The organism is Stenotrophomonas sp. YJH_SMC_27 (assembly GCF_059369815.1).
Genome location: NZ_JCAFTA010000002.1, coordinates 390,476 through 413,162 on the forward strand (window position 1 = coordinate 390,476; position 22,687 = coordinate 413,162).

The window sequence follows — 22,687 nt, forward strand, 5'->3', positions numbered from 1 at the left end:
GGGTAGGACTGATGGCACATGTGCCGCTACGTTTGCCGACGACAGGTAGTGCCGGCCGCTGGCCGGCAACTTCATGATCCTGCGGCACGTTACGACGGTTGCCGGCCAGCGGCCGGCACCACCGATCAATCTGCCGTTACCTCATGCAGCGCCAGCCAGCACCAGCGCCCCTGTTCTTGCCTCAGTACCGCCAGCGACTCCCGCCATGCGGGTGCGCCACCGTCGATCGAATGACCTTCGCGATAGCGCAGCACCGCCAGCGGTGATATCGCATCCACCGCCTGCACGGCTTCGATGGAAGTCTGCAGCCCCGGCCGCGCGCCATGGCCACCCGCGAACAGTGCCTGCACGGCATTACGGTCCAGCCTGCGACCCGCGATGCCGACCATGCTGAAGTCCGCGCAGAAATGCGCCATCAGATCATCCAGCGCATCCGCAGCCACCTCGGCCCGGAACCAGGCCTGCAGTTTGTCGTGCAGGTGGTGGATTTCATGTTCTGCGGTCGTAGCCATCAAGTGTTCTCCGGTTGCGAAAGGGTGATCCTCTGCGGCCGACGCAGCAACGCCATCGGCAACAGCGTCATTGCGGCGGCCAGACCCAGAGCCACGCTGGTGGCGCGTGCTGGCAGCCACTGCATGGCCAGCGCCAGCAACAGCGCAATGGCGGCAGTACCCAGGCAGAAACTGAGCTGACGGTTGAGGTTCCAAAGGGCACTGGCATCGCCCAGCGCTTCACCCTCCACGCCGTGGAAAGCCAGCGTCTGCGCGGTGCTGCTGCACAGGCTGCCGCCGGCGCCCATCAGCGCGAACAGCAGCCCGGCCAACGCGAAGGCCGGCTGTGGCAGCAGCGCCATCAACAGCAGGCCGCTGGCCTGAAGCAGCATGCCCACGCGTAGTACCGTGGCCGGGCCGAAACCGGCCAGCAGGCGTTTGCTGGCAGTAATCGCCACGGCCGAGGCCAGCGCCCAGGGCAGCATCAACGCGCCGATGCGTGCCGCGCTGTAACCGGCCTGGTGCAGCTGCAGGGTACTGACCAGCTGGCTGCCGATGAACACACCGGGCACTGCCAGATAGACCAGCATCGCCAGGCGCAGGCCCCGATGGGACAGCAGCGACCAGCGCAGCAGGGGCTGCGCCTGCTGCCGTGCATACCGCAGGTGGGCCGCCGCCAACAGCATTGCGATCAACAGCAGTACGGCACCGGCGGCCCGATGGCCGGGTTCACCCAGCCAGGTCAACGCCAGCAGCAGCGCGCCCAGCGCCAGCATCGCGGTGGACAGCGCATAGGCCTGCAGGCGCGGCGCACTGCGCGCGCCATCGGCCGGCATCCACGCCAGCACCAGTCCAATCGCCACCACGGCCAGCGGCAGGCTGGCCCAGAGCACGCCGCGCCAGGACAACCACTGCACCAGCAGCCCACCGAGCGCGGGCGCCAGTGCTGGTACCAGCAGCGCAACCAGCAGGATGCGGCGGGTCAGCGCGCCACGCTGGTCGGGCGTGCACTGCCGGTACGCTGCCGCCTGTGCCACCGGAATCAGCAGGCCACCGGCCAGGCCCTGCAGCAGGCGCCAGCCCAGCAGCCAGCCAATACCCGCTGCTGCGCCGGCCAGCGCAGCGGCAACCGCGAACAGCAGCAACGCCACCAGCAGCAGGCGACGCTCACCACAGCGCGCGGCCAGCCAGGGCGCCAGCGGGATCACCACGCTCAGGCCCAGCATGTAGGCGGTGCCCACCCAGGCCAGGGTGCTGATATCGGCGTGCAGCTCCGCTGCCAATACCGGATAGGCCACCGTGGCGATGAACATGTTGACCAGATCCAGAGCGAACACCAGCAGGAAGATCGCCTCATGGCGCAGGCGGGGAGACGGCATCGGCGGCGCTCCAACAGGGAAGCGGCCAGCATGCCGTGCGGGCCTTGTTGGAAAAACACGACAGCAACTGCAACACTGTCAAATCCACTTTGACAATGAATTGCCATGGTCAGCCTCGATCGCTTCGATATCTTCCGCGCCGTGGTCGAGGCCGGCAGCCTGACCGCTGCGGCTGATCGCCTCGGCCTCAGCCGCGCGGTGGTCAGCTTCAACCTGAAGCGGCTGGAGCAGGAGCTGGGCGTGACCCTGCTGTTGCGCAGTACCCGCCACCTGGCCCTGACCGAGGCCGGCGAACAGTTCCTGCAACACTGCGTGCAGGCACTGGATGCCGCACAGGCAGCCATCGATGCCGCGCGCCGCGACCAGCACCAGCTGCAGGGTGTGCTGCGCCTGACCACCACGCCGGAGTACGCCCAGCTACGCTTGATTGCTGCGTTGGAGGCGTTTCGTGCGCGGCACCCGGCCCTGCAGCTGCACCTGTCGACCTCACCGGCACCGGCCGACCTGATTCCCGAGCGGTTCGACCTGGCAATCCGTCTTGGCCGCCTGCCGGATTCGGGCCTGCACGCCAGCGAACTGGAACGCCATCCACTGTGCCCCGTGGCGGCTCCGTCCCTACTGGCACGCCTGCCCTCTGCCGATGCTGCCGACGACCCCGTGCAGCTGGGCGCCCTGCCCCGCCTCGGTTACCCGCGCCTGGCCGACGTGCCGGTGATCGCGCCTGATGGCAGCGGCGCCCTGTTTGCCACCAACCCGGGCAACGCGGTGGTACGCGTGGATGGTGCCAGCAGCCTGCGCGCGTTCGCCCTGGCCGGCGCCGGGGTCACCGTGCTGCCACGCTGGCTGATCGAGGACGACCTGGCCCAGGACCGGCTGCGCCCGGTGCTGCGCCAGCACCGCTTCCCGCAGCAGAGCGTGTACGCGGTCTACCCGCACAGCACGCAGCCCTCGCCGAAGGTGCGGCAGCTGATCGATTTCCTGCGCGGGTGGTTTGGCAGCGCGCCTGTGTGACTTCCGCGCTCGCCGGGCATGGCCCGGCGCTACCCGATCACCACAGCCCTGGTAGCGCCGGGCCACGCCCGGCGAGCGCAGCGGTACCCCACAAACAAACACGGCCCCTTCCGGGGCCGTGTCTTCAAGGCATCAGCGCAGCACCTGCTCCACCAGCTGCACGTCCACGCTCTGCAGCGGCTCGGCCGCATTGCGCGACAGCTGCACCTGGTAGGTGCCGCCGTCGATCTTCCACTGGCGGGCCTGCGCATCGTAGTGCGCCAGCGTCTTCGGCTCGGCTTCGATGCGGATGCGGCGCTGTTCGCCCGGCTGCAGGGTCACCTTGTCATAGCCGATCAGGCGGATCGGCGTGGTGCTGCCGGCCGGCAGCTTCAGGTACAGCTGGGCCACGTCGGCACCGGCGCGCTTGCCGGTGTTGCGAATGTCCACGCTGGCGACCAGGCGCGAGCCTTCCACGCTCACCTTCAGGTTGTCATAGGCGAACGAGGTGTAGGACAGGCCATGGCCAAAGGCGAAGGTCGGGGTCAGGCCCTTGACCGCCATCCACTTGTAGCCGACGTTGGCGCCTTCGATATCGAAATCGAACACATCACCGAACGGCTTGGCGGGCTTGAAGCCGAGGCCGTCGATGTGCGGGCGCGGCAGCTGCGATTCGTCCACCACCCAGGTCACCGGCAGGCGGCCCGACGGATTGACCTGGCCGGTCAACAGCGCGGCAATGCCTTCGCCACCGCGGATGCCCGGGTACCAGGCCTGCAGCATCGCCGGCACCTGTGCCAGCCATGGCGTGCGCACCGGGCCATTGGTTTCCAGCACCAGCACGGTCTTCGGGTTGGCCTTGGCCACCGCCGAGATCAGCGCGTCCTGGTTGTCCGGCAGCTGCATGTCCGGCAGATCCACCGATTCGGCGGCCCACTGGGTGGCGAACACGATGGCCACATCCGCCTGCGCGGCTGCCTTGGCCGCGGCGGCGACGTTGGTGCCGTCCACGTACTCGATGGTCGCGTCCGGACGCGCTGCGCGCAGCGATTCCAGCGGCGAGGACGGGTGGAAGATCACCGGGCCCGGCCAGGTGGTCGGCAGCACGCCCGGCACCGCATTGGTGCCCTTGGCGGTCACGCCCACCATCGACGAACCACCACCACCGATCACGCCCTTGTCGGCATGGCCGCCAATGATGACGATGCGCTTCACCGTGTCGGCCAGCGGCAGCAGGTTGCCTTCATTGCGCAGCAGCACGCTGCCCTCTTCCACCGTGCGCTGGGCGACGGCGAAGCCGGCCTCGGCATCCACCTTCTGGTGCTGCGGCGGGTTGTCGAAGTTGCCATGCAGGAACATGGTGCGCAGGATGCGCGCGACCATGTCATTCAGGCGCGCCTGCGGCACCACGCCGCCATGCACGGCCAGGCGCAGCGGCTCATCGAAGAACACCGCCGCGTCGAACACTTCACCGGCCGACTGCTGGTCCAGGCCGGCCAGCGCCGCCTTCGAGCCGCTGTGCACGCCGCCCCAGTCGGACATCACGAAGCCGGGGAACTTCCATTCCTGCTTCAGCACCTGGTTCATCAGGTAGCCGTTCTCGCAGCCGTAGGTACCATTGATCTTGTTGTACGAGCACATCGCCACGCCCGGGCGGCCGGCTTCGAGCGCGATCTCGAAGGCCAGCAGGTCCGACTCGTGCATGGCCTGTTCGCCGATGCGCACGTCGTGGAAGTTGCGCCGGGTCTCCATGTCGTTCAGCGCGAAGTGCTTCATCGAGGAGATCACGTGCTGGCTCTGCACGCCCTGGATCAGCGCGCCAACCATCGAGCCGGCCAGCAGCGGATCCTCACCGGCATATTCGAAGTTGCGGCCGTTGCGTGGGTCGCGCTGCAGGTTGACGCTGCCCGACAGCAGGATGTTGAAGCGCTGCTGCCATGCCTCGCGGCCCATGGTCGCGCCGCCGGCGAAGGCGACTTCGCGGTTCCAGCTGGAGGCGGTGGATGGGCCGGACGGCATTGCGGTGGCGAAATCGCCCGGGCGGATGCCGCCCGGATTGGTCACGCCGACACCGGCATCGGCCGACTGCTGCGACGGGATGCCCAGCCGCGGTACGCCCGGCACGAAGCCGGCCGAACCGACCGCACCTTCCGGCAGCGGGCCACCGTCTTTGCCCAGCCCGAAGTAGCTGTGCAGCATCTGGAACTTCTCATCCTCGGTCATCGCCTTCAGCAGCAGCGCAGCGCGCGCATCGGCGTTGAGGGCGGTGTCCATCCATGGCTTTTCGCCGTGCTTGTCGGCGGCATAGGCCAGTGTCAGCAGGGTGGCGCGCAGGGTGCTGCCCTCCATCTTGAACGGTGCGCTGCTGGCGGCCTGGAAGCCGTCGCTGAAATAGCTGGCATCGGCTTCCAGCGCCACACGCGCCGGATCGAAGCCTGCGGCCTTGGCCGATTCACCGGCCACTGCGCCGAGCAGCACCGCCGGGGCGCCCAACCGCGAACGGGTGACCAGCGCCGGCAGCTGCGCCGCACCTGCACCGGCATCGGTATAGACCGCCACGGTATGGCGGCCATCGTCCAAGCGCAGGTAGTTCAGGCCTGGCTGGTCGGGGCCGGATTCGGCGGCGATCGGCAGCCGGGTCAGCACGGCCTGGCCGCGCTGGGTCTGGCCGTCGTCCTTGCCGGCGGCAACGAAGCGGTATTCATAGCCCAGGCCGTCGGCCAGCACCTGCAGCGGATCGACCTGGCCGATGCCGCGCTGCACCTGGCGCACGCTCACCGCGTCCACCTTCAGGCTCTTCAGTTGCGCCGCCAGGGCCGGCATCGCCTCGGCGTTGGGCGCCTGTTCCAGGGTCAGCACAGTGAACGCGGCGGGGTCGGCCCAGGCCGGAGCGGCCAGTGCGGCAGACAGGGCCAGAGACAGTGCAAGCGGTTTTGTAAACGTTTTCATCGGCAGGCGTAATTCCGTTGCCAAGGCAATCGGTCCAGGGAAAGTGCCGCCGAAGGGTGCAGCGTTCATGCCGCGCAGGGGTTGCCGGGCAACGTCCCGCAGGCCGAAGGGCGGGCCGGTCTGCGCGCGGGACCCTCCTCCCGGCGTGACAACCTGCCTGCCCGGGCCGCGCAGGGCGACCCAATCCTGTGAAGATTGTGCGAGGGCGTTCACGCCTGTCAACAGGACCTAAGTCACAGGGGCAACCTGGCCCGCAGTTATCAGGCCATCACTGGCGGTCATCAGCGCGCCGCGCAGGGCTGCCGATAATGCAGGTCCCTGGCCACGAATCGAGCCCATGAACGTACATCGTGACTTCGACCATCTCTGGCGCGACCGCTGTGACACCTCCAGCCAGCGCGCACCGCGCGTGCTGATCCGGGTGTTCGTGGCTCCGGGCGAGCTGGAGCGCAGCGTGGCCTTCTACGAGCAGTTGCAGGGCGTGGTGGCCGATGCGGGCTTCCCGTTTCCGGAAGCCGGGCTGCGCCTGGCCATGGTCGGCGCCTTCCTGCTGATCGAAGGCAGCCAGGCGGCGCTGGCCCCGTTCACTTCGACCACGGGGACACTGCTGGTCGATGACGTTCGGCCCTATCACGACAAACTGGTCGCGGCTGGCGCCGAGATCATCTTCCCGTTGCAGGTGGTACCGACCGGGGCGGCGTTCAACGCGGTGCATCCCGATGGCACGGTGGTCGAGTACGTGCATCACCGGCCCGACCCGCACGGCCGGTGAGGGTGCGCACGGCCGGGCTGCGCCCGGCACCCGCGGTAGTGCCGACCGCTGGCCGGCAACCTCAAAAGCAAAGGCGGCTATCCGTGGGGTGGCGGGGTGGGTCCGGCTGCGGGGGGCGCTGCAAGTACGTCCATGTAAGCTCGGTCGCCCCTTGCTCGTGTGCGCTGTCCTGCGCACACGGCAAGACCTGGGTTGGGCGTCCTGCCCAACCCGCCCGAGGCATGCCTCGGGCCCATGGCGCTCACGCCCCCGCAACCGGACCCACCCCGCCTTCTACAGTCTCTCGCGACCTGCAGTAGATCCACGCCATGCGTGGATGCTCTTCGTTTCATTGTCGAATTACTCGATTCCGATGGAGATTCATCCACGCATGGCGTGGATCTACAATCCCGTCATGTCTTCCCCCGCCCTGCCCTGGAACGGCACGTTGCTGCTGGATGCGCACGCCGCCGTACTGCACGGTCATGCCGGTGACAGCGCTTCGCATGCGCACTACGCCCATCAACTGCTGTTGAGCGACGGTACGTCCTGGCACATCGAGATCGATGGCGTGCAGCAGCAGGGCCAACGGCTATGGCTGCCTTCGTTCCAGCCGCACGCGATCCTGTCAGCGCCGGAAGCGGGCTGTACGGTATTCCTTGAGCCGGCGCATGCCGATCCCGAACAGATCCAGCGGCACCTGCATGCGCTGCCGGGTAACGCGCTGGCGCTGCACGACTGGCTGCCACGGCTGAGCCGCCCGCAACCGCTGGACCGCCGCGTGCAGGCGGCACTGGCCCGTATCGCCCAGCACCTGCCTGGCCCGGTGCCGGCTGCCGACATCGCCAAAGCGGCGCACCTATCGACCAGCCAGCTGCACCGGCGCTTCCAGTCCGAGCTGGCAGTGACCTTGCGCGGCTGGGTGCTGTGGCAACGGCTACGCACTGCGCTCACGCATCATCTGAGCGGTCACAACCTGACCGACAGTGCGCATGCCGCTGGATTCGCCGATCTGGCCCATCTCTCGCGCAGCCTGCGCCGCATGTTCGGCATCGGTGCCGCGCAGCTGCAGGGCCTGCAGCTGCGCGCGGCCTGACATGTTCAATCATTCGCGCCTGCGCAGGCCTTCCGGCAACTCCGGCACCTCGCCATGCGGCAGTTCGCGGAACGGCGCCAGCAGCTGCCCCGGATAATCGCGCGGATAGTCCGGTTGGCTGCCGATGCCGAGGTCGCGTTGCTGCAGCCGATAGCCCGGTGCATCGAAGGCGGTCCCCAACAGGTGATCCCATGCGGTCAGGAACAGGCCGAAGTTGACGTCGCCGGCGGTGCCGTAACGCATGTGGTGGAAGCGGTGCAGCGGCGCCCATGCCATCACCCGGCCCAGCACGCCGGGACGCATGTCCACGTTGGAGTGCTGCAGCAGCAGCTGGATGGCAATGGCGAAGGCCAGCACCGCAGCCACCGGCATCGGCAGGCCCAACAGCAGCAGCGGCAGTACGCCACCCACCGCTTCGGCCGCCTGGTGCAGCGGGTGTTTCATCAGCCCGTTGAAGCCGTACATGCGGGTGACGCTGTGGTGCACCGCATGCAGCCGCCACAACCAGCCGATGCGATGGCTGGCGTAGTGCACCAGGGTGATACCGAGATCAGCGCAGACGATGGCCAGCAGCGCCTGTAGCGCGAATGGCCACTGCAGAGGCCAGGCCTGCCATGGAATGATTGCCGCCAGCAGCGGCACCGCCGCGATCGACAGCAGGTTCAGGCTTTCATTGACCAGTGCATGCAGGGCGTCACGCAGGCTGTCGCCGTGGTCGTGATTGAACGCGGGGTCATACGGCCACGCGCGCTCGGCGGCGAACGAAACCGCAATGGCGGCCGCCAGCAAGGCCAGCAGCCACAGCGGGTCACCGTGGCAGTGGCCGATCCAGACGACGGCAGTGGCGACGAATCCAAGCAGGAACAGCGGGGCATACAGGCGGAGCATCCAGTGCTTCATGGGCAACCCGGAAAGTGAGGGGCCTGCATGCTGGCGTGGCGTGTGGATTGCTGGCTTGAACAAACGGCGCAACTCTGCGGGCACCACGCTTCCCACATCCACGCATGGCGTGGATCTACAATGGCGCCCTCATCGCGCCCGGGGCCGGCATGGATTCCTTCAACCTGATGCGTGCCTTCCGTCGCATCGTCGAACGCGGCGGGCTCGCTCGTGCCGCCGAAGACCTGGGCATGTCGCCGGCCGGGCTCAGCAAACAGCTGCGCACGCTGGAAGCGCATCTGGGCGTGGTACTGCTGCAGCGGACCACGCGGCGCATGAGCCTGACCGAGACCGGCCACGCCTATTATCGCGAATGCTGCCGCCTGCTCGACGAACTGGACGCATTGGAACGTGGCATCGCCGAACAGCGTGGCGAGGTGGCCGGGCGCCTGCGTGTCAATGCACCGCAGTCGTTCGCGCTGAGCACGCTGTCGCCGCTGCTGCCCCGCTTCCTGCAGCAGCATCCGCAGCTGTCGCTGGACCTGGTGATGGAAGACCGCCTGCTCGACGCGGTCGGCGAAGGTTTCGATGTGTCGCTGCGGCTGCGTGCCGAGCTGGATGATTCACGCCTGGTGGCGCGCCGGCTGGCGTCGCTGCAGCAGGTGCTGTGCGCGGCCCCGTCCTACCTGCGGCAGCATCCGGCACCGCAGGCGGTGAACGATCTGCAGGCGCACAGCGTGCTGGCCTACAGCCTGTCCGACTCCCCCGGCAGCTGGCCGTTGCTCGGCCCTGATGGCCAGGTGACGATCACCCTGCCAGCGCGCGTCACCGTCAACAACAGCCTGCTGCTGCGCGACCTGCTGGTGGCCGGCATGGGCATCGGCGCCCTGCCCTCGTTCCTGGCGGCACCCGCACTGGCCCGTGGCGAACTGCAGCAGGTGCTGCCCGACCACCGCTATCCGCCGCGCTTCGTGCATGCGGTCTACCCCACGTCGCGCCATCTGCAACCCAAGGTGCGTGCCTTCATCGATTTCCTGCACGCCGAGCTGCCCGGCTGCGCTGGCCTGGATTCGTAACCGCCAGCGAAAACTGAGCTGCCCGCGGCGTGCTGTTTCGGCCACGCCGCGCTGCCTACTCTGCCGCCTCCCCTCTCACCGATGGCAGGCAGATGTCTTCCGTTCCTTCCCCCACCACCGCCGCGCCGGTGGTCGATTTCTTCCACGACGTGGTCTGCGGCTGGTGCTTCGTGCTGGCCCCGCGCCTGCAGCAGGCCTGCGCCGAACTCGGCATCCAGGTACGCCACCGCAGCTTCGTGCTGCAGGACTCGCGCGCGCAGATGGTCGAAGTGTTCGGCTCGATGGAGCGCGCCAAGGCGATCATCCTGCGCCACTGGACCGACTGCGCCGCGCATGAAGACACCGCGCGCATCGATATCGAAGGCATGCGCGCGCAGGACTTCGAGTATCCGTCCGGCTGGCTCGGCGCACTGGCCTGCCAGGCTGCCGGCATGCTCGGTGGCAACGACGCCCATGGCGCGATGTTTGATGCCGTGCAATGGGCGCACCTGCACCAGCACCGCAACATCGGCGACGCCGAAGTCCTGCTGGATATCGCCGAAGCGCTGGGCCACCCGCGTGGCGCCTTCGCTGACCACATGCGCAGCGACGCAGTAGCCCGGCGCGTGCAGGCCGACCGTGCCGAAGCCGCGACCCTCGGCATCCGCTCCATTCCCACCGTGATCGGCGGCAACGGCCTGCGCCTGCAGACCCTGCCGCTGCCACACCTGCGCCAAGCCCTGGCGCACCTGGTCGCGGCCTGAGCCGCGCCCCCCCACCCTGCAAGGAGACTCCCCATGACCCCACGTACCCTGGCCACCGCGCTGGCCCTGCTGCTGGCCGGCACCGCAGCTTCCATCACCGTATCCGCGCACGAACGCGTCCCCTCCGGCCAGCAGGTCGGCACCAGCCCCTGGGGGCCGAAGGACGAGATCGGCCGCCTCAACCTGATCACCGAGGCCTCGCGTGCGGCGATCCTGTCGCGGGTCAGCGGCGGCAAGGCCTATGACCTGGCCACCGAGTACTACGTCGGCATGCCCAGCTGGCAGGATGCCGGCGACCCGCACTACCAGTTCTGGATGACCCACACCCCGCGCGGCACGGTGATGGACGACCCGATGGGCGTGGGCGAGACCATGAACCTCACCCGCAGCTACACCGGCACCGCGTTCTCGATGTACAGCCACACCGGCACCCACATCGATGCGCTGAACCACTTCGGCATCCACGGGAAGATCTGGAACGGCTTCGAGGCCGACAAGCATCTCGGCGATCGTGGCTGGAATGTCACCGGCATCGAGAAGTTCCCGCCGCTGATCGCGCGTGGCGTGCTGATCGACGTGGCCGCCGCCAAGGGCGTGGACATGCTGCCGGACAGCTATCGCGTCACCCGCCAGGACCTGAAGGATGCGCTGGCACGCCAGAAGGTGAAACTGCAGCAGGGCGACGTGGTGCTGATCCGCACCGGCCGCATGCGCCTGTTCGAACAGCCCAGGGCCTACATGGCCAACCCGCCGGGCATGGGCCTGGATGCGGCACGCTTCCTGGTCGAGGACGGCGGCGCGATGATCGTCGGTGCCGACAACCTCAGCTTCGAGACCTTCCCCTCCGAGGTGTCCGACGACTACGTGCCGCTGCACACCTACCTGCTGGCACAGCAGGGTGCGCCGATCATCGAGCTGGTGGCGCTGGACGAACTGGCCCGCGACAAGGTCTACGAATTCGCCTTCATCGGCGGCCCGCTGAAGATCCGCGGTGGCGATGCCGCGCCCCTGCGCCCGGTGGCGTTGCCGGTCCACCCGTAACCGCATCCTGTGGGTGCCGACCTTGGCCGGCACTCCTCCCCCCTTCAGCAACCTGAAACCCGGCCCTCGGATTTCATTAGTAATTCTACTTACAACGCGAGTAGCATGTCTGGTCTCAGCCCCTGATACCGGCCCGTCGATACTCGCGCCATGCCCGCCGTTTCCGCCCGTTCCTGCCGTTTCCAGCCCACCCGGCGCCTCCCCGGGAGGATCGGCTGATGGGTGCGGTCGTTGCCCTCGACCGGCTGCTGGACGGGCGCCAGCTGTGGCGCGGCCCGGCCCGCCAGGGCCCAGCCAGCGACCATCTGGCCAGCGGCCATCCGGCACTGGATGCACGCCTGCCCGGCGGCGGCTGGCCGGCCAGCGGACTGTGCGAGGTGCTGCAGGCGGCGCCCGGCGTTGGCGAACTGGCGCTGGTATGGCCGGCACTGGCCAGGCTGAGCCAGCGCGACCGCCCGATCGTCCTGGTCGCTCCGCCCTACCGTCCGCATGCCCCGGCCTGGGCCGCCGCCGGGCTGGACCTAGGCCAGTTGCAGATCATCCACGCCGCGCCGAAGCAGGCACTGTGGGCCGCCGAACAGTGCCTGCGCTCTGCGGCCTGCGCGGCGGTACTGTGCTGGCCGCACCAGGCCGACGACCGTTCACTGCGCCGGCTGCAGGTGGCTGCCGACAGCGGCCAGTGCTTGGGCTTCGTGTTCCGCGAGGCGCAGGCCGCGCGCAATCCCTCCCCGGCCAGCCTGCGCCTGCAGCTCGACCACGGCCAGGTGCGGGTGCTGAAGTGCCGTGGCGGGTTGCCGCCGGCGCAGCCGTTGCCGCTGGCCATCGCCCACTGAGGACGCGCCATGCACTGGGCCTGCCTGTTGTTGCCGCAGCTGGCGCTGGACAGCGTGCTGCGCCTGCAGCCGGATCCGCAGCGGCCGCTGGTCCTGCTGCAGGGGCCGGCGCAGCGTCGCGTGCTGCGCGCGGTCAGCCCGTCGGCACGTGCAGCAGGGCTGCGCCCAGGCATGCTGCTTTCGGCTGCGCAGGTACTGGTGCAGGACATGCAGCTGCACGACTACGACCCGAGTGCCGAACAGCACACCCGGCAGCTGCTGGCCAGCTGGGCCTATGCCTACAGCTCGCAGGTCAGCCTCGATTTTCCGCATGCGCTGGTGCTGGAAATCGGTGCCAGCCGCGCCCTGTTCGGTGACTGGCTGACGATCCAGCAGCGCCTGCGCAACGAACTGCACGAACTCGGCTTCCGCCACCGCCTGGTGGCCGCGCCTACCCCACATGCCGCGCGCGTGCTGGCCAACGTCCACGATGGCCTCGGCCTTGATGCGCAGCAGCTGCCGGCGGCGCTGGCGCAGCTGCCCCTGGCACGTTGCGGCCTGCCCAGCGAGGCGGTGACCGTGCTTGGCCGTTCCGGCCTGCGCACGCTGGGGGCGGTGCTCAAGCTGCCGCGCGACAGCCTGGCCCGGCGCTTCGCCCCCGAGGTCCTGCAGCAGCTGGATGCATTGCGCGGGCTGCCCACCGCGCCATTGCGCTACTACCAGCCACCGGACCGTTTCGATGCGCGCATCGAATTCGAATACGAGATCGAATCCAGCCAGGCCCTGCTGTTCCCGCTGCGCCGCCTGCTGCTCGACCTGGCCGCCTTCCTGTGCTCGCGCGATGGCGGCGTGCAGCGCTTCGACCTGCATTTCGAGCATGACCTGTTGCCGGCCAGCGTGCTGACCATCGGCCTGTTGGCGCCCGAGCGCGATCCCACGCTGCTGTTCGAGATCGCACGCAACCGCATGGAAGCGTTCGCCCTGCCGGCCGGCAGCCGCGCACTGCGCCTGCAGGCCGAGCAGCTGCCGCCGTTCGTGCCCGCCGCGCGTGACCTGTTCGATACCCGGCCGGCGCAGGCGATGCCGTGGAACCAGCTGCGTGAGCGCCTGCGCGCGCGGCTCGGCGATGACGCCGTGCAGCCGCTGGCAGTGCAGGCCGACCATCGTCCCGAACGCGCCAGTGGCACCCAGCCACCGGCCAAGCCCCCGTCGTACTGGCCACTGCGCCCCGGCTGGTTGCTGGATGCGCCGCAACCGCTGCGTGATCCGAGGCTGCGCATCGTCACCGGACCGGAGCGGATCGAATCGGGCTGGTGGGACCAGGCCGACGCGCGCCGCGACTACTACGTGGTGGAAACCGCGCATGGCCAGCGCGGCTGGGCTTTCCGTGACCGCAACAATCCACATGCGCCGTGGATGCTGCACGGCTGGTTCGGCTGAGCCGCCATGCACAGCGAACTGCCCGGCTACGCCGAACTGCACTGCCTGTCGGCCTTCAGTTTCCAGCGCGGTGCTTCGATCGCCGAAGAGTTGTTCGCGCGCGCCGCGGGCCAAGGCTACCGCGCGTTGGCGATCACCGACGAATGCTCGCTGGCCGGCATCGTGCGCGCCTGGCAGGCAGCGAAGACACATGGCGTGGCACTGATCGTCGGCGCCGAATTCCAGGTCGAGGACGGGCCGAAGCTGGCCCTGCTGTGCACCGACCAGACCGCCTATGCCGGGCTGTGCCAGTTGATCACGACCTGTCGGCGGCGGGCTGCCAAGGGCGAGTACCGCTGCCTGCGCGACGATCTGCTCGGCCTGCCCGACGGTTTGTTGTGCCTGTGGCTGGACCGGCAGCCATCCGCCACCGATCTCGAGTTGCTGCGCACCGGCTTCGATGATCGGCTGTGGCTGGCGGTGGAACTGCACCGTGAACACGATGACGCACGCCGCCTGCAGCAGCTGCGGGCCTTCGGCGAACGCCACCGCCTGCCCCTGGTCGCCAGTGGCGATGTGCATATGCACGTGCGCCGCCGCCGTGCCCTGCAGGACACACTGACCGCGATCCGCCACCGCTGCAGCGTGGCCGAGGCCGGCTGGCGCCTGTTTCCCAATGGCGAGCGCCACCTGCGCCCGCGTACCGCGCTGGCCCAGCTGTATCCGCCCGAACTGCTGGCTGAAACCCTGCGCATCGCCGAACGCTGCCACTTCACCCTGGAACAGCTGCAGTACACCTATCCGCGTGAGCTGGTGCCCGAAGGACACGATCCGGACAGCTGGCTGCGCGTGCTGGTCGAGCGCGGCATCCAGTGGCGCTGGAAAGGCGGCATCGAAGCGAAGCAACGCACGCAGATCGAGCACGAACTGGCGCTGATCAAGCAGAAGAACTACGCCTCCTACTTCCTCACCGTGCAGGACATCGTGCGCTTTGCGCGCAGCCAGGACATCCTCTGCCAGGGCCGTGGCTCAGCGGCCAACTCAGCGGTGTGCTTCGTGCTGGGCGTGACCGAGATCGACCCGGCACGCAGCAACCTGCTGTTCGAGCGCTTCATTTCCGCCGAGCGCGACGAGCCGCCGGATATCGACATCGACTTCGAGCACGAGCGTCGCGAGGAGGTGCTGCAGTACGTGTTCAAGCGCTACGGCCGCGAGCGCGCCGCACTGACCGCGGTGGCGATCAGCTACCGTGGCCGCAGCGCGATCCGCGACGTGGCCCGCGCACTGGGCCTGCCGATGGACCAGGTCAACGAACTGGGCGCGGCGATGGACCACTGGGGCGGCAACATCCCATTGCCGGAAACCCTGCGCGAGCGCGGTTTCGATCCGGACACGCCGTTGATGCGGCGCCTGCTGGCGCTGACCGCCGAGCTGATCGACTTCCCGCGCCACCTGTCGCAGCATCCGGGCGGTTTCGTCATCTCCGAGCATCCGCTGTCGACCCTGGTGCCGGTGGAGAACGCGGCGATGGCCGATCGCACCGTCATCCAGTGGGACAAGGACGATCTGGATGCCACCGGCCTGATGAAGGTCGACTGCCTGGCATTGGGCATGCTTACGGCCATCCGCAAGTGCCTGGCGATGCTGAAACAGCATGGCCTGCACGAAGGGCGCATGGACGCCATCCCGCCCAAGGATGCAAAGACCTTCGACATGATCTGCGCCGCTGACACCATCGGCGTGTTCCAGATCGAATCGCGCGCGCAGATGGCGATGCTGCCGCGCATGCAGCCACGCACGTTCTATGACCTGGTGATCGAGGTGGCGATCGTGCGCCCTGGCCCGATCCAGGGCGACATGGTGCACCCCTATCTGGAGCGGCGCCGGATCCTGCGCGAACAAGGCCCGGACGCGTTGAACGACCCGGACAACCCGCTCTACCCACCGCAGCTGGAACGCGTGTTCGCACGCACGCTGGGCGTGCCGCTGTTCCAGGAACAGGTGATGCAGCTGGCGGTGGAAGCAGCCGGCTACACGCCTGGCCAGGCCGATGCCCTGCGCCGCTCGATGGCGGCGTGGAAGCGCCGTGGCGGTCTGGAACCGCATCGCGAGAAGCTGCTGGCCGGCATGCTGGAGAACGGCTTCAGCCGCGAATACGGCGAGCACCTGTTCGAGCAGATCAAGGGCTTCGGCGATTACGGCTTCCCGGAAAGCCACGCCGCCAGCTTCGCCCTGCTGACCTATAACAGCTGCTGGCTGAAGTGCCACCACCCGGCCGCATTCACTGCCAGCCTGATCAACAGCCAGCCGCTGGGTTTCTACAGCCCCGACCAGCTGCTGCAGGACGCGCGGCGGCATGGCATTACCGTTCTTCCCGTGGACGTACGCCACAGCGACTGGGACTGCACGCTGGACTTCAGCAGGGGGCCGGCGGCGATCCGCCTGGGCCTGCGCCTGATCGACGGCTGCAACGAAGGTGCCGTGCAGGCCATCATGCGCGAGCGCGCGCGGCGCCCGTTCGACGACGTCGGCGACCTGTGCCAGCGCACCGCACTGGACCGCCGCCAGCAGGGCCTGCTGGCCGATGCTGGGGCACTGCGCGGGCTCAGCGGCCATCGCCATCGTGCACGCTGGGATATCTCGGGCGTAGAGAACCGGCTGCCGCTGTTCGATCAGGCCCGTGCCACTGCCGAAGCCCGCGTGCCGTTGCCCCTGCCCAGCGCCTGGGCGGACATGCAGGCCGACTACCGCAGCACCGGTACCACCCTCGGCCGCCACCCGATCTCGTTCCTGCGCGCGCAACTGCGCAGCCGTGGCTGTCTGGACGCTGCACAGCTGGCCGGGCATGGCCATGGCCGTCGCGTGCGCATCGCCGGCCTGGTACGCATGCGCCAGCGCCCGCAGACCGCCAGCGGCGTCACCTTCCTCACGCTCGAAGATGAGACCGGCATGGTCAACGCCGTGGTCTGGCGACACCTGGCCGATCGCCAGCACCGGGTGCTGGTCGATACCCAGCTGATGCAGATCGATGGCCGCCTGGAACGCGTCGATGGCGTGCAGCACGTCATCGTGCAGCGCATGCACTGCCTGGATGAACTGCTGCAGGGACTGCGCAGCCACAGCCGCGATTTCCACTGACGATACACAACGTCACACAACGAACTGGCCATTGCCGGTCCGCATCCGCTATCGTCGGCACATCCAAGGAAGGACGACCCGATGCCCCGTGCGCTGCTGCTGACCACCCTGGTGGTCTCGACCCTCGCCCTGCTGGTTTCCGGCTGGACCGCCTGGAGCCTGCATCGCAGCCAATCACCACAGCGCATCATCGAGGCGCGCGGGCTGGTCATCCACGATGCAAGCGGCCAGCCGCGGGTGATCCTCGGCGCACCGGTTCCCGATCCGCTCAGCCAGGGCCGCACCCAGGGGCCGCGTGCCACCGCCCTGTCAGGCCTTATCCTGCTCGGTCCCGATGGTTCCGAACGCGGCGGCTACGGCACCAGCGACCGCGGCGGCGAAGCCCTGCTGACCCTGGACGATGCCACCGGCACCACTGAAGTATTCAAAGTCGTCGCCAACCCGGACCGCGGCGCCAGCCTGATGGTCAAGCACCAGAACAACACCGGCGCCATGCTCACCTCCTGGCAGGGCAAGCCGGAGCTGATGTTCGTTGATGACAGCGGCCAGTCCTACTACGTGCGTCCCGGCGCCAACGCCGCGCCCTGATCTGCTTGTGTAGAGTCGAGCCATGCTCGACTGCTTCTATCAACAGCAGCCGAGCATGGCTCGGCTCTACAAAGGCGAAGCAACGTCGAGCATGGCTCGACGCTACAGAGCGAACACCGCCGCCAGGTCATCCGCCAGCTGCCGCAGCTGCGTTGCCCCCAGCGCAGCGCAGGTGATGCGCAGGCCATGCCCCGGCGCTGCCACCGCGAACACTTCGCCCGCGCGCACATGCCATCCGCGCGAAGCCAGGGCCAGCACCTGCGGATGGCTGTCGGCCTGCAACGGCAGCCACAGGTTCAATCCTTCCATCGGCAACGGTGTCGGCAGGCCACGCGCATGCAGCAACTCCTGCAGCGAGCGCAGGCGCTGCTGGTAACGCTCACCTGCCGAAGCGATCTTCGCCCGCTGCGTTGCCGACGACAGCACCGAGGTCGCCGCATCCTGCAGCAGGTGACTGACCCAGCCGGTGCCGGACGCCAATCGCAGCCGCAGCCGCATCGCGGTCTCTTCATCGCAGGCCAGCCAGGCCAGCCGCAGGTCCGGGCCGAGCGGTTTGGACAACGAACGCAGCAGCGCCCAGCGCCGGCCATCCAGCGGCAGCACCGAGTGATAGGCCTGCTGCGAGAGCAGCGCATAGTGATCGTCGATCAGCACTGCTACCTGCGGGTACGCCGCCAGCAGCTGCCGCAACGCCCGCGCCCGCTTCGCATCCAGGCTGGCCCCGGTCGGGTTGTGCGCCCGCGGGGTCAGCAACACCGCGCGTGCACCGGCCTCCAGCGCCTGCCGCAGTGATTCGACCTGCATGCCATGCGCATCCACCGCTACCGGCAATGGCGTGTGGCCCACGGCATTGAGCACATTGAGGCTGCCGAGGAAGCACGGATCCTCCACCGCGATGCGATCCCCCGGCAGCAGCCACGCCGCCAGCAGACGTTCAATGCCATCGACCGCGCCATGGGTCAGCTCCAGCGCATAACCCGCGGGGCAGTCCGCATCCAGCGAGGCGCGTGCCAGCGCCTCCAACCTCGGTTCGACCGTGCCCACGCCATACAGCCGTGGTGCGGCCGGGGCCAGGCGCAGGTTCGGCAGCAGGCGTGGATCCGGGTTGCCACCGGCCAGGTCCTGCAGGGCCAGCCCGGGCGTACTGCCTTCACGCGCCAGCGGCGGCGGCAGGCCACGCACCACCGTGCCGCGGCGGCCCGCCGTGCTGGCCAGGCCCGCCGCATCCAGGCGCTTGTAGGCAGCAGCCACGGTGTTGCGGTTCACTCCCAGCTGCTCGGCCAGTTCACGCACCGGCGGCAACACGCTGCCGGCCTGCAGGCGGCCCTTGCCGATGCCGTCGCGGATGCTGTCGAAGATCGACTCGGCGCTATGCCCGGTGATTTTCATTTTGTCCTATGCCAAAATATCTCTTGTCCTGTGCCAGTGTATCCCACCCTGGCCACCCTGCATTGGAGGTGCCCGCATGCCCCTTGCCGCTGCCGACTGGCCCGTCGCCCAGTCCGTTGAACAGATCGCCGCCAACCTGGTCACGGTGCGCCAACGCATCGCCGATGCCTGCGCCCGCGTCGGCCGGGACCCGGCCAGTGTGCGCCTGCTGCCGGTCAGCAAGACCGTCGATGACGCCCGCATCCGCATGGCGGTAGCCGCAGGCTGCCACGAACTGGGCGAGAACAAGGTGCAGGAGGCACAACGCAAGGCTGAAACGATGGCCGACCTGGGCGTGCACTGGTCGGTGATCGGCCATCTGCAGACCAACAAGGCGCGCTACGTGGCGCGCTTTGCCAGCGAGTTCCAGGCGCTGGACAGCCTGCGCGTAGCCGAGGCCCTGCAGCAGCGCCTGCAACTGGAAGACCGCACGCTGGATGTATTCGTGCAGGTCAACACCTCGGCCGAACCGAGCAAGTACGGCCTGGAGCCCGACGCGGTCGAGGCCTTCGTGCAGCAGCTGCCGGCCTTCGATCGCCTGCACGTGCGCGGCCTGATGACCCTGGCCATCTTCACCCCCGATGTCGAGCGCGTGCGCGCCTGCTTCGTGCGCCTGCGCGAACTGCGCGACCAGCTGCAGCGCACCGCCCCGCCCGGCCTCGACCTGTCGCAGCTGTCGATGGGCATGTCCGGTGATTTCGAAGTGGCCATCGAGGAAGGTGCCACCGTGGTCCGCGTCGGCCAGGCCATCTTCGGTGCCCGTGCCACCCCGGACAGTTTCTACTGGCCGAACAGCGGAGCACCGGCATGAAGCACGCGGTTGTCCTGCAACACGTTGCCTTTGAAGACCTTGGCACCCTGAAACCGTTGCTGCTGGCGCAGGGCTGGCAGCTGCACGTGCTGCAGGCCGGCGTCGATGTGCTCGATGGCGCCGAAACCGCCGATCTGCTGGTCGTGCTGGGCGGTCCCATCAGTGCCAATGACACAGGGACCTATCCCTTCGTCAACGACAGCATTGCCCTGCTGCAGCGCCGGCTGCAGCGGCAGCGGCCCACCCTCGGCATCTGCCTGGGTGCACAGCTGATGGCGCGGGCACTCGGTGCCAGTGTCGCTCCCAGTGGTGGCAAGGAAATCGGCTTTGCGCCACTGCTGCTGACCGATGAAGGCCAGCGTTCTCCGCTGCAGTCCCTGCAGGGCATTCCGGTACTGCATTGGCATGGTGAAGCGTTCGAACTTCCGGCCGGTGCACGCCGCCTGGCCAGCACGCCGGCCTGCCGTCACCAGGCATTCGCCATCGGCAGCCACGCACTGGCCCTGCAATGCCATCCGGAACTGGACGCCCGCCAGTTCGAGCGTTGGCTGATCGGCCACACGCTGGAGCTGGCCCAGGCCGGCATCGATCCCAACGACCTTCGCGCGCAGGCGCGTCGCTATGGCGCACCACTGGCTGCGGCCGCCACCGCGATGTTCGACCATTGGCTGCAGGACCTGCCGGAGACACCACAATGAACTACCGATTGCAGATCCACCGCGATGGTGCCTACTGGGGTCACTTCGACTGCAGCGGCCCCGATGCCCTGCAACGCATGGACGCCATCGCCGCACAGCTGCCTGCCGATCAGGGCTTCCAGCTGAAACGGCAGAAAGGGGTCAGCGAAGAGCGCATCCTGTCCAGCAATGCCGATGGCCTGCGCGTACTGGCTTCGCAGATCCAGTACCGCGACATCTGACCCGACGATGGTAGTGCCGCCCGCTGGTCGGCATCCGACGGGAGAACAGGTTTGCCGGCCAGCGGCCGGCACTACCCTGGCTGTTCGCCCGCGTGCGAAGCTTCACGGATGCTGACCCTGCAACGCGGCAGCCACCACGGACTGCTCATCGCCCCGCGCTGGCCCTCCACCCGCATCCAACTGGAAGAAGAGGTACTGCAACGCCTGCTCGACGCGCAGGCAATGCTGCCTGCCGGGCTGCGCCTGCTGCTCACTCGTGGCTTCGAACCCGGCCACAGCCGTCTCGGCGGCTTCCGCCGCGTAGTGCGACGGCTCGGCATTGCAGTGTTCCGCACCTGCTACCCGCAGCGCCGCGATGAGATCGATGCCATCTTCGGTACCAACGGCCACGACATTGATGGCCGTCATATCGATGTCTCACTGGTACTGCACGGCAAGCGGCTGCGGCTGCTGCCCCTGGGCGTGTTCACCCCACCGCGCTGGCAGGATCGTCGCATCGCCCATCATGCCGAAGCGGTCGCGCGGGTGAAGCGCAGCCTGCAGCATTGCGGCTTCGAACTGCATCGCAACCCCACCGAAGCCCTGCAGATCCACTGCGACTACCGCCCGCGCTGACGCTGCGGCGGCCCATGCATGCTGCGCCTCATGCCATAGATGCAAATGATTCTCTTTTGCTGTAAGGTGCAGCCGCTGCCCTTGCCGCCGCGGGCTGTTCCCTTTCCCAGTTGTCGCCCGCCCCGTGTCCACGCCTGTCGAACCGACGGATGTCGCGCAGCTGTGCGCGGCCCACTACCAGCCGCTGCACGCCCATGTCCGCCGTAAACTCCCGCAACGCAGCGACGCCGATGATGTCGTCCAGGAGACCTGGCTGCGCGTCGTCAGAATCGCCGCCAGTGGCCTGCTGAGCAATGGCCGCGCCTACCTGTACCGCGTCGCCCACAACCTGATCGCCGATCACTACCGGCAACGCCAGCGCCGTCGCGAAGAGGTGCTGGATGACACGCAGTTGAATGCCATCGCCGATCCTGCGCCGCTGCCCGAGCAGCGACTGCTCGACGCCGAACAACTGCGCCACCTCGACGCGATCATCGCCGCGCTGCCACCACGCTCGCGCCAGGTGTTCCTGCTGGCCCGTGTGGAACAGTTGGCGCTGGCCGAGATCGGGCGCCAGCTGGGGATCAGCCGGCAGACCGCGCACGGCCATCTGCTGCGCGCCCTGGTCGCGTTGCAGCAGGTGCCGGGCGCATGAGCCAGGAGACCATTGCACGCGAAGCTGCACGCTGGTGGCTGGATGCGCACGACGGCGACCGCGATGAGAACGCGTTCGAGCAATGGTGCCGGGCCGATCCACGCCATGCGGCGCAGTACCTGCACCTGCAGGAGTTGTGGCAGGCCGGTGCGGCGACGCCCAGCCTGCAGCGGCAGCAGCAGCGCAGGCAACGCCGTCGCCTGCGCGAAGCCGGCATTGCGGTTCTGTTGCTGTGCGCGCTGGGTCTCTACAGCCGCCATGCCTCGCCACCCGTGGCACAGGTACTGCGTACGGCCGCTGGCGAGATCCGCGAGGAAACTCTTCCGGATGGTTCGCATGTCCTGCTGTCACCTGGCAGCGAAGTGAAGGTGCGCATCGATGGGCAGCGCCGCCAGCTCCAGCTGCAGCGCGGCCAGGCCTGGTTCCAGGTCGCCGCCGATGCCGACCGGCCCTTCCAGGTACACACCCCACAGGGCACCGTCACTGCACTGGGGACCGCATTCGACCTTGCCGTGCAGGGCAACAGCAGCGTGGTCACCGTTACCGAGCATCGCGTGCGCGTGGACAGCGGCAACGTCAGCATGCTGGCCGACGACGGCGAGCAGCTGCGCTTCGATGGGCAGGCAACAGCCCATGCAACAACGGCTGCCCCCGGAACATTGGCCTGGCGCGAGCGGCGCCTGCACTGGGTCTCGGCCCCGCTGGCCGACGTCACGCAGGGCCTGGACCGCTGGCATGGCGGGCATACGTGGGTCGTCGGCGAGCAGCTGCGCCAGCAGCCGGTCACCCTGCTCGGCAGTGCCGACGGTGCAGCCAGCAATCGCGACCAGCTGGCCACGCAACTGCAGGTGCGCGTGCTGCGCCTCGGCGCGGGCATACAGGTGTGGCTGCCGCCACGCAGGGAGCAGCGTGATGGACCCTGACATCC

21 protein-coding genes are annotated in these 22,687 nt (G+C 68.3%); 16 read left to right on the forward strand and 5 right to left on the reverse strand.

Translation table 11 applies throughout. The features are described from left to right. Positions 1-125 precede the first annotated feature (125 nt). A complete protein-coding gene (locus AC5P7R_RS05305; protein WP_478435892.1) occupies positions 126-512 on the reverse strand; it encodes a DUF4440 domain-containing protein in 387 nt (128 codons plus the stop codon). Beyond that, on the reverse strand, positions 512-1,870 hold the full coding sequence (locus tag AC5P7R_RS05310) for an MFS transporter (protein WP_155029748.1): 1,359 nt from the start codon (positions 1,868-1,870) through the stop codon (positions 512-514). Before AC5P7R_RS05310 ends, AC5P7R_RS05305 begins: the two co-directional genes overlap by 1 nt. A 105-nt stretch (positions 1,871-1,975) precedes the next feature. Here AC5P7R_RS05310 and AC5P7R_RS05315 point away from each other — a divergent pair, with 105 nt between their 5' ends. Continuing rightward, the gene (locus AC5P7R_RS05315; protein ID WP_134731501.1) at positions 1,976-2,881 is read left to right on the forward strand and encodes a LysR family transcriptional regulator; all 906 of its coding nucleotides are present in this window, start codon (positions 1,976-1,978) and stop codon (positions 2,879-2,881) included. A 132-nt stretch (positions 2,882-3,013) separates the two neighbouring features. On the opposite strand, the gene AC5P7R_RS05320 is transcribed toward AC5P7R_RS05315, so the two are convergent. Continuing rightward, the gene (locus AC5P7R_RS05320; RefSeq protein ID WP_180877648.1) at positions 3,014-5,809 is read right to left on the reverse strand and encodes a beta-glucosidase family protein; all 2,796 of its coding nucleotides are present in this window, start codon (positions 5,807-5,809) and stop codon (positions 3,014-3,016) included. Positions 5,810-6,146: 337 nt separating this feature from the next. On the opposite strand from AC5P7R_RS05320, the gene AC5P7R_RS05325 reads away from it, so the two are divergent. Both AC5P7R_RS05325 and AC5P7R_RS05330 read left to right on the forward strand, forming a co-directional pair. Beyond that, the gene (locus tag AC5P7R_RS05325) at positions 6,147-6,581 is read left to right on the forward strand and encodes a VOC family protein (protein WP_134731497.1); all 435 of its coding nucleotides are present in this window, start codon (positions 6,147-6,149) and stop codon (positions 6,579-6,581) included. A 370-nt stretch (positions 6,582-6,951) separates the two neighbouring features. Next, positions 6,952-7,656, forward strand: a complete 705-nt coding sequence (locus AC5P7R_RS05330; protein WP_478405336.1) for a helix-turn-helix domain-containing protein — start codon at positions 6,952-6,954, stop codon at positions 7,654-7,656. A 9-nt stretch (positions 7,657-7,665) separates the two neighbouring features. On the opposite strand, the gene AC5P7R_RS05335 is transcribed toward AC5P7R_RS05330, so the two are convergent. Continuing rightward, positions 7,666-8,544, reverse strand: coding sequence for a sterol desaturase family protein (locus tag AC5P7R_RS05335; protein WP_227844431.1), 879 nt, complete (start codon positions 8,542-8,544; stop codon positions 7,666-7,668). Positions 8,545-8,660: 116 nt separating this feature from the next. Here AC5P7R_RS05335 and AC5P7R_RS05340 point away from each other — a divergent pair, with 116 nt between their 5' ends. The 7 genes from AC5P7R_RS05340 (at position 8,661) to AC5P7R_RS05370 (ending at position 17,352) form a co-directional block, all read left to right on the forward strand. Then, complete coding sequence (locus AC5P7R_RS05340; protein WP_021204494.1) at positions 8,661-9,611, forward strand: LysR family transcriptional regulator; 951 nt, start codon at positions 8,661-8,663, stop codon at positions 9,609-9,611. 92 nt (positions 9,612-9,703) lie between these two features. Then, complete coding sequence (locus tag AC5P7R_RS05345; protein ID WP_197576093.1) at positions 9,704-10,354, forward strand: DsbA family oxidoreductase; 651 nt, start codon at positions 9,704-9,706, stop codon at positions 10,352-10,354. Positions 10,355-10,387: 33 nt separating this feature from the next. Further along, entirely contained in the window at positions 10,388-11,395 is a 1,008-nt protein-coding gene (locus tag AC5P7R_RS05350; RefSeq protein WP_019660228.1) for a cyclase family protein, read from the forward strand. 218 nt (positions 11,396-11,613) lie between these two features. After that, positions 11,614-12,228 carry a translesion DNA synthesis-associated protein ImuA gene (imuA, locus tag AC5P7R_RS05355; RefSeq protein ID WP_019660229.1) on the forward strand — a complete coding sequence of 205 codons (615 nt, stop codon included), beginning with the start codon at positions 11,614-11,616 and terminating at the stop codon, positions 12,226-12,228. Positions 12,229-12,237: 9 nt separating this feature from the next. Then, positions 12,238-13,647 (forward strand): Y-family DNA polymerase, encoded by a 1,410-nt coding sequence (locus tag AC5P7R_RS05360; protein WP_019660230.1) that lies wholly within the window; start codon positions 12,238-12,240, stop codon positions 13,645-13,647. 6 nt (positions 13,648-13,653) lie between these two features. Next, the gene (locus AC5P7R_RS05365) at positions 13,654-16,764 is read left to right on the forward strand and encodes an error-prone DNA polymerase (RefSeq protein ID WP_478435893.1); all 3,111 of its coding nucleotides are present in this window, start codon (positions 13,654-13,656) and stop codon (positions 16,762-16,764) included. A gap of 81 nt (positions 16,765-16,845) precedes the next feature. Further along, positions 16,846-17,352: a hypothetical protein gene (locus tag AC5P7R_RS05370; protein WP_019336451.1), complete on the forward strand. Its 507-nt coding sequence runs from the start codon at positions 16,846-16,848 to the stop codon at positions 17,350-17,352. Positions 17,353-17,454: 102 nt separating this feature from the next. Here AC5P7R_RS05370 and ptsJ read toward each other — a convergent pair whose 3' ends face one another. Further along, on the reverse strand, positions 17,455-18,741 hold the full coding sequence (gene ptsJ, locus AC5P7R_RS05375; protein ID WP_134730721.1) for a MocR-like B6 salvage transcription factor PtsJ: 1,287 nt from the start codon (positions 18,739-18,741) through the stop codon (positions 17,455-17,457). Between the two features lie 76 nt (positions 18,742-18,817). On the opposite strand from ptsJ, the gene AC5P7R_RS05380 reads away from it, so the two are divergent. The 6 genes from AC5P7R_RS05380 (at position 18,818) to AC5P7R_RS05405 (ending at position 22,682) form a co-directional block, all read left to right on the forward strand. Next, positions 18,818-19,591: a YggS family pyridoxal phosphate-dependent enzyme gene (locus AC5P7R_RS05380; protein ID WP_010485014.1), complete on the forward strand. Its 774-nt coding sequence runs from the start codon at positions 18,818-18,820 to the stop codon at positions 19,589-19,591. Next, positions 19,588-20,289: a glutamine amidotransferase gene (locus tag AC5P7R_RS05385; RefSeq protein WP_019660234.1), complete on the forward strand. Its 702-nt coding sequence runs from the start codon at positions 19,588-19,590 to the stop codon at positions 20,287-20,289. The genes AC5P7R_RS05380 and AC5P7R_RS05385 overlap by 4 nt, the downstream gene beginning before the upstream one ends. After that, on the forward strand, positions 20,286-20,510 hold the full coding sequence (locus AC5P7R_RS05390; RefSeq protein WP_134730725.1) for a hypothetical protein: 225 nt from the start codon (positions 20,286-20,288) through the stop codon (positions 20,508-20,510). The genes AC5P7R_RS05385 and AC5P7R_RS05390 overlap by 4 nt, the downstream gene beginning before the upstream one ends. Positions 20,511-20,618: 108 nt before the next feature. After that, positions 20,619-21,125 carry a hypothetical protein gene (locus AC5P7R_RS05395; RefSeq protein ID WP_134730727.1) on the forward strand — a complete coding sequence of 169 codons (507 nt, stop codon included), beginning with the start codon at positions 20,619-20,621 and terminating at the stop codon, positions 21,123-21,125. A 124-nt stretch (positions 21,126-21,249) separates the two neighbouring features. Continuing rightward, positions 21,250-21,759, forward strand: a complete 510-nt coding sequence (locus AC5P7R_RS05400; RefSeq protein WP_134730729.1) for an RNA polymerase sigma factor — start codon at positions 21,250-21,252, stop codon at positions 21,757-21,759. Further along, complete coding sequence (locus tag AC5P7R_RS05405) at positions 21,756-22,682, forward strand: FecR family protein (RefSeq protein ID WP_010485002.1); 927 nt, start codon at positions 21,756-21,758, stop codon at positions 22,680-22,682. The genes AC5P7R_RS05400 and AC5P7R_RS05405 overlap by 4 nt, the downstream gene beginning before the upstream one ends. The last annotated feature ends 5 nt before the right edge of the window (positions 22,683-22,687 follow it).

Bases quoted from the DNA above. Each gene is read 5' to 3' on its own strand.
- AC5P7R_RS05305 (WP_478435892.1), bottom strand. From the start codon at position 512: ATGGCTACGACCGCAGAACATGAAATCCACCACCTGCACGACAAACTG.
- AC5P7R_RS05310 (WP_155029748.1), bottom strand. From the start codon at position 1,870: ATGCCGTCTCCCCGCCTGCGCCATGAGGCGATCTTCCTGCTGGTGTTC.
- AC5P7R_RS05315 (WP_134731501.1), top strand. From the start codon at position 1,976: ATGGTCAGCCTCGATCGCTTCGATATCTTCCGCGCCGTGGTCGAGGCC.
- AC5P7R_RS05320 (WP_180877648.1), bottom strand. From the start codon at position 5,809: ATGAAAACGTTTACAAAACCGCTTGCACTGTCTCTGGCCCTGTCTGCC.
- AC5P7R_RS05325 (WP_134731497.1), top strand. From the start codon at position 6,147: ATGAACGTACATCGTGACTTCGACCATCTCTGGCGCGACCGCTGTGAC.
- AC5P7R_RS05330 (WP_478405336.1), top strand. From the start codon at position 6,952: ATGGCGTGGATCTACAATCCCGTCATGTCTTCCCCCGCCCTGCCCTGG.
- AC5P7R_RS05335 (WP_227844431.1), bottom strand. From the start codon at position 8,544: ATGCTCCGCCTGTATGCCCCGCTGTTCCTGCTTGGATTCGTCGCCACT.
- AC5P7R_RS05340 (WP_021204494.1), top strand. From the start codon at position 8,661: ATGGCGTGGATCTACAATGGCGCCCTCATCGCGCCCGGGGCCGGCATG.
- AC5P7R_RS05345 (WP_197576093.1), top strand. From the start codon at position 9,704: ATGTCTTCCGTTCCTTCCCCCACCACCGCCGCGCCGGTGGTCGATTTC.
- AC5P7R_RS05350 (WP_019660228.1), top strand. From the start codon at position 10,388: ATGACCCCACGTACCCTGGCCACCGCGCTGGCCCTGCTGCTGGCCGGC.
- imuA (WP_019660229.1), top strand. From the start codon at position 11,614: ATGGGTGCGGTCGTTGCCCTCGACCGGCTGCTGGACGGGCGCCAGCTG.
- AC5P7R_RS05360 (WP_019660230.1), top strand. From the start codon at position 12,238: ATGCACTGGGCCTGCCTGTTGTTGCCGCAGCTGGCGCTGGACAGCGTG.
- AC5P7R_RS05365 (WP_478435893.1), top strand. From the start codon at position 13,654: ATGCACAGCGAACTGCCCGGCTACGCCGAACTGCACTGCCTGTCGGCC.
- AC5P7R_RS05370 (WP_019336451.1), top strand. From the start codon at position 16,846: ATGCCCCGTGCGCTGCTGCTGACCACCCTGGTGGTCTCGACCCTCGCC.
- ptsJ (WP_134730721.1), bottom strand. From the start codon at position 18,741: ATGAAAATCACCGGGCATAGCGCCGAGTCGATCTTCGACAGCATCCGC.
- AC5P7R_RS05380 (WP_010485014.1), top strand. From the start codon at position 18,818: ATGCCCCTTGCCGCTGCCGACTGGCCCGTCGCCCAGTCCGTTGAACAG.
- AC5P7R_RS05385 (WP_019660234.1), top strand. From the start codon at position 19,588: ATGAAGCACGCGGTTGTCCTGCAACACGTTGCCTTTGAAGACCTTGGC.
- AC5P7R_RS05390 (WP_134730725.1), top strand. From the start codon at position 20,286: ATGAACTACCGATTGCAGATCCACCGCGATGGTGCCTACTGGGGTCAC.
- AC5P7R_RS05395 (WP_134730727.1), top strand. From the start codon at position 20,619: ATGCTGACCCTGCAACGCGGCAGCCACCACGGACTGCTCATCGCCCCG.
- AC5P7R_RS05405 (WP_010485002.1), top strand. From the start codon at position 21,756: ATGAGCCAGGAGACCATTGCACGCGAAGCTGCACGCTGGTGGCTGGAT.